This window comes from Candidatus Krumholzibacteriota bacterium, assembly GCA_034520215.1.
Classification (GTDB): Bacteria; Krumholzibacteriota; Krumholzibacteriia; order Krumholzibacteriales; family WJIX01; genus JAGHBT01.
In genome coordinates this window covers 889,246-901,960 of sequence record JAXHNR010000001.1, presented here as the reverse complement: position 1 = coordinate 901,960, position 12,715 = coordinate 889,246, and the positions used below count along the sequence as shown (strand labels likewise).

The 12,715-nt window shown below is 45.4% G+C and carries 14 protein-coding genes; 2 read left to right on the top strand and 12 right to left on the bottom strand.

What is annotated here, in order from left to right; translation table 11 throughout:
- Positions 1 to 3: 3 nt before the first annotated feature.
- The 12 genes from hypF to nikR form a co-directional block, all read right to left on the bottom strand.
- Positions 4 to 2,319: a carbamoyltransferase HypF gene (gene hypF / locus U5O15_03855; GenBank protein ID MDZ7859793.1), complete on the bottom strand. Its 2,316-nt coding sequence runs from the start codon at positions 2,317 to 2,319 to the stop codon at positions 4 to 6.
- On the bottom strand, positions 2,255 to 2,935 hold the full coding sequence (gene hypB, locus U5O15_03850; protein MDZ7859792.1) for a hydrogenase nickel incorporation protein HypB: 681 nt from the start codon (positions 2,933 to 2,935) through the stop codon (positions 2,255 to 2,257). Before hypB ends, hypF begins: the two co-directional genes overlap by 65 nt.
- Before the next feature lie 4 nt (positions 2,936 to 2,939).
- Complete coding sequence (locus tag U5O15_03845) at positions 2,940 to 3,287, bottom strand: hydrogenase maturation nickel metallochaperone HypA (protein ID MDZ7859791.1); 348 nt, start codon at positions 3,285 to 3,287, stop codon at positions 2,940 to 2,942.
- A complete protein-coding gene (locus U5O15_03840; GenBank protein MDZ7859790.1) occupies positions 3,280 to 3,795 on the bottom strand; it encodes a hydrogenase maturation protease in 516 nt (171 codons plus the stop codon). The genes U5O15_03845 and U5O15_03840 overlap by 8 nt, the downstream gene beginning before the upstream one ends.
- Before the next feature lie 43 nt (positions 3,796 to 3,838).
- The gene (locus U5O15_03835; GenBank protein ID MDZ7859789.1) at positions 3,839 to 5,152 is read right to left on the bottom strand and encodes a Ni/Fe hydrogenase subunit alpha; all 1,314 of its coding nucleotides are present in this window, start codon (positions 5,150 to 5,152) and stop codon (positions 3,839 to 3,841) included.
- Positions 5,149 to 5,895 (bottom strand): cytochrome B, encoded by a 747-nt coding sequence (locus tag U5O15_03830; protein ID MDZ7859788.1) that lies wholly within the window; start codon positions 5,893 to 5,895, stop codon positions 5,149 to 5,151. Before U5O15_03830 ends, U5O15_03835 begins: the two co-directional genes overlap by 4 nt.
- Positions 5,895 to 6,722 carry an FAD/NAD(P)-binding protein gene (locus U5O15_03825; protein ID MDZ7859787.1) on the bottom strand — a complete coding sequence of 276 codons (828 nt, stop codon included), beginning with the start codon at positions 6,720 to 6,722 and terminating at the stop codon, positions 5,895 to 5,897. Before U5O15_03825 ends, U5O15_03830 begins: the two co-directional genes overlap by 1 nt.
- Complete coding sequence (locus U5O15_03820; protein MDZ7859786.1) at positions 6,722 to 7,756, bottom strand: 4Fe-4S dicluster domain-containing protein; 1,035 nt, start codon at positions 7,754 to 7,756, stop codon at positions 6,722 to 6,724. The genes U5O15_03825 and U5O15_03820 overlap by 1 nt, the downstream gene beginning before the upstream one ends.
- Before the next feature lie 423 nt (positions 7,757 to 8,179).
- Entirely contained in the window at positions 8,180 to 8,998 is an 819-nt protein-coding gene (locus U5O15_03815) for a hypothetical protein (GenBank protein MDZ7859785.1), read from the bottom strand.
- 369 nt (positions 8,999 to 9,367) lie between these two features.
- The gene (locus U5O15_03810; protein MDZ7859784.1) at positions 9,368 to 9,724 is read right to left on the bottom strand and encodes a PIN domain-containing protein; all 357 of its coding nucleotides are present in this window, start codon (positions 9,722 to 9,724) and stop codon (positions 9,368 to 9,370) included.
- Position 9,725: 1 nt separating this feature from the next.
- Positions 9,726 to 9,917, bottom strand: a complete 192-nt coding sequence (locus tag U5O15_03805; protein ID MDZ7859783.1) for a type II toxin-antitoxin system VapB family antitoxin — start codon at positions 9,915 to 9,917, stop codon at positions 9,726 to 9,728.
- 983 nt (positions 9,918 to 10,900) lie between these two features.
- On the bottom strand, positions 10,901 to 11,308 hold the full coding sequence (gene nikR / locus U5O15_03800; protein MDZ7859782.1) for a nickel-responsive transcriptional regulator NikR: 408 nt from the start codon (positions 11,306 to 11,308) through the stop codon (positions 10,901 to 10,903).
- 118 nt (positions 11,309 to 11,426) lie between these two features.
- On the opposite strand from nikR, the gene U5O15_03795 reads away from it, so the two are divergent.
- Both U5O15_03795 and U5O15_03790 read left to right on the top strand, forming a co-directional pair.
- Entirely contained in the window at positions 11,427 to 11,549 is a 123-nt protein-coding gene (locus U5O15_03795; protein MDZ7859781.1) for a hypothetical protein, read from the top strand.
- Complete coding sequence (locus U5O15_03790; protein ID MDZ7859780.1) at positions 11,546 to 12,670, top strand: iron ABC transporter substrate-binding protein; 1,125 nt, start codon at positions 11,546 to 11,548, stop codon at positions 12,668 to 12,670. Before U5O15_03795 ends, U5O15_03790 begins: the two co-directional genes overlap by 4 nt.
- Positions 12,671 to 12,715 lie beyond the last annotated feature (45 nt).

Here is a 12,715-nt window from a genome sequence, read left to right as displayed (position 1 = left end):
TAATTATCTCTTCATATTGTGCCGAGCGAGGGCAACTACTGCCTGACCGTAAGCTATACATGCGTCGTTAGGCGGCAGTTTTCTGTGAAAATATACATTAAAGCCTCTTGTATTTAACAACTTGCGCAGTCTGCTCAGAATTATGCTGTTTTGAAACACACCACCGGAAAGCGCTACATCCTTGATACCCGAATCAGCGCTTATTTTTTCACACATAGCCGCGGCACCTTCAACCAGTGTATTATGAAAACGCGCCGATATCAAAGAAGCCCCCCGCCCGGTTTCAACATCACCTATAATTGAAGCAATCATCTCTGAAAAATCCAGAATCAGATTTTCATCCTCCACGCCCGTAATTTCAAATGAATAGGCGCTTTCTTCTTTGAGATCGCAAATGTTCTGAAATCTCTGTGGAGCCTGCCCGTCATAGGAAGGATGAGAGCATATTCCGCAAATGGCCGCTGCAGCATCGAATAATCTGCCACAGCTCGATGTAAGCGGGGAATTAAGACCTCTCCCTATTGCCTGAAGCATCGCGGCGGCGTTGCGTTTACCTATCTTATCGGTTATAAACGTCGGAAGCTTATCGGCTTTCATTCCTGAATTACTCCCGGCATAACTTAAGGCCATACGGAGGGGTTCTCTCACCGCGGCATCTCCGCCCGGCATTGGATACTGCTTAAAGTGCCCCACCCGTCTGTACTCACTTAGATCCGCTATTAAAAATTCCCCTCCCCAGACTGTCTTATCCGGCCCATATCCTGTGCCGTCAAGAGCAACTCCAATCACTTTTCCGGTAAGCTTGTTTTCAGCCATACACGCCGCGATATGAGCGTGATGATGCTGCACGGCGTACTGCTCTCTCAGGCCGGCATTTTTCCCGAACTCGGTAGTATGATAACCGGGATGTATATCATAGGCGGCGATTTCCGCTTTGATCTTGAATAGTGAGGAGATCCCGTTTACTGCTTTAGCATAAAAATCATATACTTCATAGGATGACAGGTCACCTATATGCTGAGTAAGATAGGCCTTATCGCCCCGGGTCAGACACCCTGCCACTTTCTGCTCCGCTCCGCATCCCAAGGTCGAGGGGCCTTCAAAGGGCAAAGGGATTGAATCGGGCACGAATCCTCTGCTCCGCCGGAAAAAGAGGGGTTGCCGGTCAACGAATGTAAGCACTGAGTCATCACAACGTCTTACGATCGGCCGATTATGAACGAGGGCGGCGTCGGCGACAGAACCCAGAATCTGTTTTATTTCATCTTCATCCGTCGCTATCGGTTCATCATTCATATTCGCGCTTGTCATTACAATCGGCCCCCCTACACTTTCAAGGAGAAGGTGATGCAGCGGCGTATACGCCAGCATAACACCAAGATCGTTCGTGTCTGGTGAAACCTTATTGGTTATTCTTTGAACCTCGTTCCTGGCGCATACGACGATAGGTCTGGCAACAGAAAGAAGGGCTTCTTTCATTTCAGAAGTACACTTGCAATGCTCCTCTACCTGCTCGATAGAAGAGCACATGACGGCGAAGGCTTTATCGGGGCGATTTTTCCTGTTCCTCAAACGTTCTACCGCCCCGGCATCAAGAGCGTTACAGCTCAGGTGATATCCGCCTAGACCCTTTACCGCGACTATCTTCCCCTTCTTAAGCAGATTAGCCGCTACGGTTACCGGATCACCGGAATACTCTTTCCCCTCCGGATCAATACACCTGAGAACGGGCCCGCACTCAGGGCAGGCGTTGGGCTGAGCTTCGAAACGCCGGTCTAGAGGGTCGTAGTATTCTCGCTCGCACTCCCCGCAGAGTGGAAACTCAGCCATGCTCGTTCGCTCTCTATCGTAGGGAAGTGACCTTACAATTGTGAAGCGGGGCCCGCAGTCTGTACAGTTTATGAAAGGATATCTGTATCTTCTATTATTGGGGTCAAAAAGCTCACGGATGCAAGCGCTGCAGGTAGCAAGATCCGGAGGAATGCACACTTCAGAAATACCATCGCTCGCGCTTTCCCTGATCTGGAAACTGTCTTCATTCTTTAGAGGAATACTTTCGACATCTATATTGTCTATCCTGGCCACAGGCGGAGGGTTACGGCGCAGTTCTTCAAAGAAAAGATCAATATCGCCGCCTTCACCTTCGAGCTCAATATTCAAACCACCGGGTGTATTGCGAACAAACCCGGAAAGTCCGAATTTTACGGCGATTGTATACACACGGGGGCGGAATCCCACTCCCTGTATGCGTCCTTTAACTACTGCCAGAACTCTTTTTAGCATTTTCAAGCTGCTCCTGAACCCACGCAATCCAGTCATCGACACCTTCGCCTGTGAGCGAAGCAAGCTTGAATATTGGTAAACGCGGGTTTACCTTTTTAATGTTGGAGATACACTTTTCAATATCAAAATCAAGATGCTCGAGCAGATCCATCTTGCTCACCACCGAGCATTTAGCTTCCTGAAACAATAGAGGATACTTAACAGGTTTATCCTCTCCCTCAGTTACGCTAAGTACGGCCACCTTCGCGTCTTCGCCGATATCAAATTCGGCGGGGCATACAAGATTACCAACATTTTCAACAATAACCATATCGATTTTCTCAAGATCCAGATCAGAGATTGCGTTGTGTACAAGCTTTGCCTCAAGATGGCAGGCCCCGCCCGAGATCAATTGAGAGACTTCTATATCAAGAGCTTTAAGCCTGACTGCGTCATTTGTAGTTTCAACATCTCCTTCAAGTACGGCAAAATTGGACACCTCTCCCAATTTCTTTATCATAGATTCAAGAAGGGCTGTCTTTCCACATCCGGGAGAACCTATAATATTGATCATCGAGATACCATTTTCACGCCGCATCTTACGTATATTACCAGCCCATTTGTCATTTTCTCCCATTAAGTCCTTGTATATCTTAATCTCACCGGTGCTCATAATATTACCTGACCTCCAATTTTTCCAAAGTAAGCTCTTTGCCCTGAAGCATTATAGTATCTACACTGAAACATTCCGGGCAATAGGCCATTATGGTATCTGTTTCACCCTTCCAGCCACACGAGTTGCATTTAATTATTACAGGAAGAACCGTGATGTCAAGTTCTGAACCTGCCGCAATTGTATTTTTTGTCAGAACTTCATAGGCAAACTGCATCTGCTCATAGACAATCTGCCGCATAGCACCCACATCTATTTTCGTGGACAAAAGTGAACCTCGAGGCAAATCGTGCTTTTTCATCTGCTCAAGTACAGTATCGACAATTGTTTTGCATAAACTGAGTTCATGCATCAGCATCCTCTATTTTCTTAATTACTGATAAAATATTTTCATTAATAAAGTCGGCATACTCATCCAATTTCTCGTCAAGAAGAGGTGACAGCCGATCGCCGGGCGCTACTTCAACCGGTTCAATACCGAAAAAATAAAGCCATTTCGGCATAACTCCCGTATGCTCCATCAGACGGACCGCCTGAACCAGATCTCCTTCGTGAAGAGAAAGCCCCGTCCTTATTTTTCTTGATTCCGCCTCTTTGGGGGTGAACATACGAATAACGCCCGAGTCCTCTCCCATGTAGGCGCAGTCTACCAAAACGGCAATATTCTTTGAAGAAATAAGGTGAATTATATTGAAAGAAGAAGCGCCAACTTCATCTATTTCGAAACCTGACGGGTAGTTACCGCTTTTCTTCATCTCCCGGACAACACGCACCCCAATACCCTCATCAAGCATCATTGTATTGCCAACTCCAACTATAATGGAGCCGGAGCTGCTTTCAGATTCCCTTTTAGTCTCCATAATTCACGGGTTGTTTATGCTGTTCGTTAATCCTCTACATTATCTAAACAAATTCAACATCCAGATAATGAGTAGAACAGGAAATACATGGATCATACGCGCGAACAAGCATCTCAAGCCCGAGGCGAATTTCATCTTCAGTCTTATCAGCGCTGATAAACTGCGGTACAAGCTCTTCGAAATCTTTCTGAATATTTCCGTGGTTCTGGTTAGTCGGAATACAGATATTGGCTCCGGTGCATATACCATTATCATCGAACTTGTACCTGTGAAAGAGAATTCCGCGAGGTGCTTCAACACATCCTACTCCCTCACCAGCTTTTGTTTCAACTTTAGGAGGTTTACTCGCTTCAGGGTCAAGTCCATCTTCAAGCAACTCGCCAATGAGTTTAAGCGAATGCTCAACAACTTGAACTACTTCAACAATCTGCGCGACATTATTAAAGTAGGGGTTACAGCATCCCTTCTTAAGCCCGAACATATCGGCTATGCTCTTTGCGAGCGGAAGAAGCTGATCGGCGTTGTTATTAAACCGAGCCAGCGCGCCTACGGCGAAAGAATCTCTATGCCATTTAGTCCATTTTGCCGTACTCTGCGCTGATACATATTCATTCGCGACCGATTCGAAGTCGTGTATGTCGACCGTCTTGTCAATGTCAGTGCTGAAGATATCTCCGTCATAGAATGTGTAATGATCGGGATTTGTTATACTGATATACTCCGTATCTCTCTCGAAAGCGGGAAGTTTATCCGCGAGACCCAGTACTGCTTCGGCTATCACTTTAAGCTTTGGAACCGAATCTTCAAGTTTCTTCTTTAGATCTTTAAGCTGACTCTCGGTAGGTATACGTGAAAAACCTCCGACTTTAACGGATACAGGGTGAGTCCTTCTTCCGCCTATAAGGCTCATCATTTCATTACCCAAACGGTGCGCCGCTATAATGGTTTTTACCAGATCAGGATGAGAAGATACAAGCGGCACGACTGACTTAACGCCGAGCAAATCGGGAGCAACGAGATAACCTACGTGTAAGACATGGCTCTCTATCTGTTCAGCATAATTAAGAAGTATCCGGAGTTTGCGAGTCTGCTCGGACACTTTAACATCAAGAGCGTCTTCTACGGCTTTAAGAGCGGCAAGTGAATGAGATGCGGAGCAAATACCGCATATTCTGCTTACAATCGTCTGGATATCGTCATAATTGTTGCCGCGCACCATAGCTTCAAAAAATCTGGGCGCTTCCGGTACCTGCCACTCAACTTTTTCAATACTTCCATCGTCGGCTTTTACCACAATGTTCCCATGTCCTTCAACACGGGTAACATGTTTTACGTTTATATCAACTGCTTTACTCATATTGTATTCTCCTGTTGACTACCAAATAATTTCATTTTACTCTTCAAGTCATCAACCGTCAGACCATATTCTTCAAGCACATCTTTGGCGGCATTCACATTCGGATCTTCCACCCATCCCCTGCACCCGAAACAAGCCGCGCTTTCCGTCGGACATTTCGCGCCGCAGCCCGCGAGAGTGATTGGGCCGAGACATAATTCGCCGTATTCAAATCTGCAAATATTACCCTTCTTCTTGCATTCAACACACACTGAATAGGTGGGAAGGTCCGGTTCTTTGCCAATCGCCAGACATCTCACAATATAAGCAAATTCATCGACATCTATCGGGCAGCCCGGAACGTTATAGTCCACCTTAACTACCTCACAGACAGCTTTTGTCTTACTGGTATTCAAATGCGGCATCTTGGCGTCATCTTTATATACAAATTGCTTAACATCATCAAGATCAAAGTTGTTCTTAAGTTTATTTACCCCGCCTGTTACGGCACAGGCGCCTAAAGCTACAAGAACCTTTGACTTTTCTCTAATCGAGCGCAGCCGTTCTTCGTCTTCAACCCGTGTTATAGAACCTTCGATAATAGAAATATCGAACTGCTCGCTTTGTTCGCTCATAGCTTCCCGCCACTCTACCGGATTTATAACAGACAGAAGATCGATAATCTCCTCTTCCATATCGACAATCTGCAGCTGACAACCTTCACAGCAGGCAAAATCAAATATTGCAACTCTCGGTTTACTCATTAAATTGCCCCCTTTTCATCTTCGATATCAGAGTACTTAAACACGGGACCATCCTGGCAGACATAATAACCGTTTATCTGACAATGTCCGCATAGACCAACCCCGCATTTCATACGCCGTTCCAGCGATACGAATATATCATCGTGTGAAAACCCCAGCTTTTCAAGTTCAATTAACACAAATTTGTACATTACCGGGGGTCCGCATATTATTACTTTAGTGTTACTGATATCGTGATCTACTTTAGGAATGCAGGTTGTAATAAGACCGACATTACCGGCCCATGATTCATCTCCTTTATCAACCGTCTCCATAAAGCAATCAATTTTGTCATCTTCCTTCCATTCAGCTAGCTCGTCTACAAAGAGCCTTTCTGACGGCGATTTAGCACCAAAAAGAATGCTTATCGAACCGTAATCGCTTCTATTGTCAAGAACATGCTGAATGGCGGAACGTACAGGAACAAGTCCGATACCGCCGCAGATAAACAACAGATCCTTCCCCTTCATATCCTCTTCCACGGGGAAGCCTTTTCCAAAGGGACCTCGAATGCCAATCTTGTCCCCCTTGCTGAGCTGATGCATCCCGTTAGAGACATTCCCCACGTTACGGACAACCATCTCGAATGTATCCGAACGTGTTGATGACGATGAAATAGAAATAGGCGCTTCTCCTATTCCCGGAATGGAGACTTCAGCAAATTGTCCCGGCTCATGCCCCAGGGGCTCACCCGAGTCGAGTTTAAATTCAAAGAACCGCTCTGTTTCGGTCATTTCTTCAGAGCGAAGAGTTGTTGCCTGCAGTGGCACATACATATCTTCTGCCATTATTTTTCCTCCGCAAGTCTATTCATTACTTCAACAGGATTAGCTATTTTTGCTACACAAGCGTTAATACATCTTCCGCATCCGATACACGCTATTTCACCATCAATCTTTTCCGGTACATAAGCGCCCTTTCTATAATAACGATGGCGGTAACGCTCGGCTTTATCGGCCCTGAAATTGTGGGGACCGGCGACTGTGGCAAAATTCGTTAACATACATCCATCCCAAGTGCGAACGCGCTTGCCGCTCTTCATATCCCAATTCACATCTTCCTGCACGTCAAAACAGTAACAGGTGGGACAGACGAGATTGCATGAACCGCATGAAAAGCACTTTTCCGATTTTTCTTCCCATAGTGGGCTCTCAACTGATTTCTTCAACAATTCAGGCCATTCCGACGGCTCCACTTCAAGCTCATGCCGGCGCAGCTTATTCTTGTTTTCTTCCCAGACATCCGCGCGTGACTGAATATCCGAGTCATCGGCGTCATTCGCTCCGGAAAGAGAAGCAATGAGCTTTTCACCTTTTTCGGTAGCCGCGTCTATGAGATACGCGTCATCACCTATTCTGGTAACGAGTACATCGAACCCTTCTTCGACTGTCGCTGTTCCCATATATCCAGCGAAGACATCCTCAGAAGGGGTCTGAACATCAACGGCAACAATTGTCGCGTTGTTTCTTCGGGTCATATAATGTTCATCTCTATTAGGCTGTGAAAAGATAGTATCCATCTGATTGATGGCGACAACATCGTATGGATGAACCCCGAATACTACAAAGGCTTCATTCTCAATCTCACTCTCGTATTTCGCGTTTTCGCGATTGAATGAAGCAATGGATTCAACTGCCGGCAGGAAAAGAAATTTCGGCGAACGAATTGTAACGTCATAGTCCAGCTTCAGCTGGGAGGCGTTTTCAAGAATACCGTAATCATATTTATCCTGCTTCGACTTTACACCATACGTCTTATGCCCCTGAATAACACTATCTACCCAATTTTCCAATTCCGATTGAGAGACTGCTTTTTTACTCAAGGCCCATCTCCTTTTCTGGTTATCTAAGTACTTCCATATTAAAATTATTAATATGAAAAAATGATAATAATGTCAACTTTAATCGTTAGTTGATAGCACCGCTTTAAGTTTAAAAAACAGAAATCTGAGTTTTTAAGCGGCTTTTAAGGGGGCTCTTCAACTTCTATCATAAGATAACACCTTTTGCATGAAAAACTCAAACTGAAGATCGGAAATAACCGGGATTAATCAGCTTCAGGTCCTTTAGGCAGCAAATATACCTTTCGATCAAGCTGTAATAAATGACATGAAATTCTAAAAAATGAATGCGGCGGAATGATTTGACAAATTAAGAGGGAGCACAATAGGTAGTGCTCCCTCTTTAGTTACTGTGATTTTAAAGCAGATGCTGATCGGTTAAAAACAACCGCTCATCTTGCTTACTTACTTGTAAATACTCTTAACCGCGCCCCATGATGTTTTATCTTCATCATAGCCGGCTCCCAGCATTGACTCCTCTTCATCGAACTCAATCCCTTCGCCGCAGGGATTAGACTCGTTAAACATTTCAAGAGGTTCCTTCAGCTCATCAATCATATCCATCATACCCTTATCGATATCTGTCCCAAGCGGGTAAAGCATGAAGAAATCATCCGCCATTGCCACGGCATCGTCAATACCGTCACAAGTGGCGCCGCTTATAATATTCAGTTTTGCGGCCACAAGGTGATGGAAAAGTTTAATATGCCTGTTGTTCTTTGGTTTCCAGGAGAAAATATCAAGAAGATCGTCTTTGCTGTATGTCGCTCCGCCTATCTTGAGTGCATCTACGGGCCACGCGTCAGCATGGTTCTTCCAGTAACCAGGTGTTCCGGTGCACACGTCCTCTGGGGTGCATTCGCATACAAACGTAGGAGTCATAAGTTCCTCGGTCAGAGAAAAAGTGCTCAGAGACAATACGAGGGTTCCCTTTACGTAATATTCGCCGCAAAGCTCGGAGGCCCAAATGCCATTGAAACTAAACATGGGATCGGTTCTGTAGATAAGCTCGCTACCCGAGTATTCCTCTATAAGGGTCATCCCTTCGTAGAGCCCTATAGTGTAGGTAAGATTTATATAATCTCCCGCTACAACTTCACCCGAAACGGTCCAGCCTTCGCAATCACCGTTTAGAGCCAGGTCTTCGAAGTCTGTCGCCGAGGCCGCTCCGGTAAAAGCGATAGATAGCATTAAGATTAGCGAAATTAACATTGATTTATTCATTTCTGCTTCTTCTTTCTTTAAAAAAATGAGATGTAAGGATGTAAGATCGCTCGCCAATTTATACTTAATAATTATACCACACTTTCAATAATAATTTCAACACTAAAATCACTTTGTAAGCGAGGGAGGTGTAATGTAAAGAAAAGATTGACAAGCCCGCCTCAATTGGCTTTTTATAAGCAGGAGCGGGGCATTCAACTACTTGATCACATCACTGACAGTTGCGCTCATAGATGCTGGAAATGCTACAATAATAATCCGCTCTATCGCGGGCTTGCTGTCTTTAATTTGATCTTACATAAACTCTTCTTTTTTCCCCGGCATATCGTGTGACATTTTGAGCGTTTGAGGCGTGGCCGGGCCACATAACTATATCGATATTTTGAGATTCTCTGCGACTTTCTCCAAAGGTCTATCAAAAGTCCAGATTTTACATTTCGCCATCAATGCCGACGATAATAAATGCGCATCAATCCAACCAATGCCCCGGCCATGAAGATTATGCTCGGAAATTAAATACATAACTTCATCATGTTCAGCAAGCTGGATTGTTGGCAAAGAGCTGAGCATGCTTAGTATTTCATTTCTATTCTTAATATTACCACAGGCCAGTTCACCTATAATATAGGGATGACAAACAATATGACCGGCGTTCAGGTAATCTGAAAACTGAACATTACCTGAACGCAAATGGTCCACCCAAACGGAAGTGTCTGCTAAGATCATGTTAACTTGTTCGTTTGCGAGGTATGCCGCCAAGATCCTTCTCAGTGCCGCCGAGGGCCGCTAATCTTTTGGCGCTCTCAAAAGCAATTAATGCTTCAAGGCCCAGATGCACCAGGGAAGTCTTCTTTTTTACGCCCGTTAACCTGGCCGCTTTATTAATAAGCTCATCGTTTATGTTTAGTGTAGTTCTCATATGTATAAGTATGCATCAATTGTGCATAAGTGTCAAGGTCAAAAATAACCTCAACTTACAGGTTTGCGACATCGCTGACCCCAGGGAAGCGATTTGCTCTGAGCTTGGCAGCCGGAATGTCCTGCAGCCCGGGCGCCAGGCTCAGCCGCCGAACACCTTTGTTATAAGCCGCCCGTTAAATAATTATAAAACTAGAGCCAAAAACTTGATTGAAATCTTCATGTGCCGAATCAATGACAAAAAATGTCAACGCTGGTTAAACAGACCCTTCTTTATTAAGCTGGCTATAATACCACATAGCTGTGAGTACTGCTCCCAATATTATACCTACCGCGAAAACAATTCCTAGAAAGACTACATGAGGTAATGTGAGTCGCCAAAAAAGGACGTATGTCTCGACCGGCTGAAAATTCTGAAATACGATAATTACCGCTAGTACACCCAAGACAATAGCAAGAATCATCTTGGCTCGTGATGGTCCTGTCATTTCTCCTCCTATTTTAAAAACCTAAGTATACTATACATGACCACAGACGGGTTGTACATAACATTTCGCGCTCTTGCGACTGGGGCGGAGCGCAACATTCTTACGCACTATCATTTAATCAAGGTCAATAGCAGCGTACCGATCTTGCACAACGAAGCTTGGCGCGGCGTATCCTCCGCAGCCGACGTGACAAGCGAGTGCGCAAATGCCTCTGATACTCATTGAGGCCTCCCCCTCAGCATACCACTGGTCGTATAACATTTGCGGATATGAGAAGTTGCCGATGGCAATTTGGGCGGTAGGGGTGCAACCCCTGTAGCCTCATATCCGCATGTTATACGCCCCGACGAGCGAAGCGAGGAGAGTACAACGGGGCGGGGCACGAAGTTCCGAAGAGTCATGAAGGAAGAGAGTCTCTTGGAAAATCATAGTATTTGGCTTATTTCATATTTCTTCTATGTGTGCGTTTTGCTCAATAGTATCCTATGAATGAATTTCAAAATGAAGTTTTAGTTATAACCAACTCGCCATGTTTTACAGCCTTTATTGCCCTTATATCGTCCGTTAAATTTCGTACATTCTTAGCTTTTCCACGAACAATCAACACTTCAAGGCACATATCTTTATCAACATGAATGTGGGTCGTGGATATAATTTCAGAAAGGTGATGGTGTTGAAAATGCTGCAATCGATTTGTAACATCGCCCACATCATGTTCGTAAATAATCGTAAGAGTTCCAATAAAATTGCCAGGTTTCGTTTCAATTTCAGCCTCGATAAGCGATTTTCGCACCAAATCCCTGATGGCTTTCGACCGGTTGGTATATCCTTTCTTTTCTATCAAGGCATCAAACTTTGCCAGTAACCCGGGCTCGAACGATACTCCAACTCTTTCGACAGTCATGGTAGTACTTCCACACTACAATTGTGCTACGGTTATAAAAATATTGCTACTCGAAAATTAATATAATAATATCTACATCAGTAGTAATAAAAGAGAATTAGTGTTACCGTTAGACGTATTGAAAACTTCATCAAAGACCGATGAGCAATTGATGGTCACCAGGATCATAAAGACGGAACAGGGAAGCAAGCTCTGCGTTCCCTGCTTTAGACAGACAAACGAACAGAAGGAAAAAGAATGAAAAGAAAACTAATAATAATCGCCTTGGTCGGACTGCTGATCACCGTGGTAATTCTATCTTCAAGATTCCTGAACTTGGAAACGGAAAATGACGGAAAAACGCAGACAATCACTGACCTGCTTGGCCGAAAGGTGGACGTCCCCGTAAAGGTGGATCGTGTGGTAGGGGTCGCCTCGGGAGCTGTGAGAATGCTGACATATCTGAACGCTACCGATATGATCGTTGGAGTTGAGGATGTTGAAACCAAGAAAGCCATCACGCCTTACCAGTTCGCCAGACCGGACTTGAAGGACCTCCCCGTGATAGGACCAAAGCACGGGGGCGATGCGGAGCTTATCATGGTCCAGCAGCCGGACGTGATCTTCCACTCGTGCTCACAGTTGGAGCCGGCCACCGGGGGAACCATGGACGACCTTCAGGCGAAGACTGGCATACCCGTGGTGGCAATTGACCTGGGGGACCTTGGAGAAAGGCGGGCCGTTTTCGAACATACCCTTCGCCTCATGGGGAATGTTCTGGGAAAAAGCGACAAGGCCGAAAAGGTAATCTCATACATCGACGGAATTTTGACGGACCTTGACGCCCGGACATCCAACATCCCGGAAGATGAGAAGCCCTCTGCCTATGTCGGCGGGGTTGCTCTCCGGGGCGCAAGGGAGATACTCTCAACCCGTGTGGATTTTCCACCCTTCGAATACACCAATGTGAACAACGTCGCCTCCTCGGCGGGCACCGGACATATGTTTATCGACAAGGAACAGCTCTTGGCCTGGGACCCGGACATTCTGTTCATCGACGCTATGAGTTATTATCTTGTTGTCGAAAGCATCAACAACGACAAGGCATACTCTTTGCTGTCGGCAGTCGTCGAAGATCACATTTATATCGTCATGCCCTACAATTCCTACAACACCAATTTTGCGACGATGCTTGCCAACTGCTACTTTGTTGGGTCGGTTGTGCATCCAGAGAGATTCGCTGATGTGGAACCAACGGCCAAGGCCGACGAGATATACGCCTCCATGGTGGGATCTCCCGTATATGCACAGATGGAAAAGGAATACCATGGGTTTTGTAAAGATCGACCTCGAGTGACTGAAAACTTGGGAGGTTCCATATAATATTCCAAAGCTCTTACCACAGGCCCCGAGACCCTATTGCGCAGC

What these genes read in the sequence shown, in the direction of transcription:
- hypF (MDZ7859793.1), bottom strand. Translation starts at nt 2,319, where the DNA reads ATGACTGGATTGCGTGGGTTCAGGAGCAGCTTGAAAATGCTAAAAAGA.
- hypB (MDZ7859792.1), bottom strand. Translation starts at nt 2,935, where the DNA reads ATGAGCACCGGTGAGATTAAGATATACAAGGACTTAATGGGAGAAAAT.
- U5O15_03845 (MDZ7859791.1), bottom strand. Translation starts at nt 3,287, where the DNA reads ATGCATGAACTCAGTTTATGCAAAACAATTGTCGATACTGTACTTGAG.
- U5O15_03840 (MDZ7859790.1), bottom strand. Translation starts at nt 3,795, where the DNA reads ATGGAGACTAAAAGGGAATCTGAAAGCAGCTCCGGCTCCATTATAGTT.
- U5O15_03835 (MDZ7859789.1), bottom strand. Translation starts at nt 5,152, where the DNA reads ATGAGTAAAGCAGTTGATATAAACGTAAAACATGTTACCCGTGTTGAA.
- U5O15_03830 (MDZ7859788.1), bottom strand. Translation starts at nt 5,895, where the DNA reads ATGAGTAAACCGAGAGTTGCAATATTTGATTTTGCCTGCTGTGAAGGT.
- U5O15_03825 (MDZ7859787.1), bottom strand. Translation starts at nt 6,722, where the DNA reads ATGGCAGAAGATATGTATGTGCCACTGCAGGCAACAACTCTTCGCTCT.
- U5O15_03815 (MDZ7859785.1), bottom strand. Translation starts at nt 8,998, where the DNA reads ATGAATAAATCAATGTTAATTTCGCTAATCTTAATGCTATCTATCGCT.
- U5O15_03810 (MDZ7859784.1), bottom strand. Translation starts at nt 9,724, where the DNA reads ATGATCTTAGCAGACACTTCCGTTTGGGTGGACCATTTGCGTTCAGGT.
- U5O15_03805 (MDZ7859783.1), bottom strand. Translation starts at nt 9,917, where the DNA reads ATGAGAACTACACTAAACATAAACGATGAGCTTATTAATAAAGCGGCC.
- nikR (MDZ7859782.1), bottom strand. Translation starts at nt 11,308, where the DNA reads ATGACTGTCGAAAGAGTTGGAGTATCGTTCGAGCCCGGGTTACTGGCA.
- U5O15_03790 (MDZ7859780.1), top strand. Translation starts at nt 11,546, where the DNA reads ATGAAAAGAAAACTAATAATAATCGCCTTGGTCGGACTGCTGATCACC.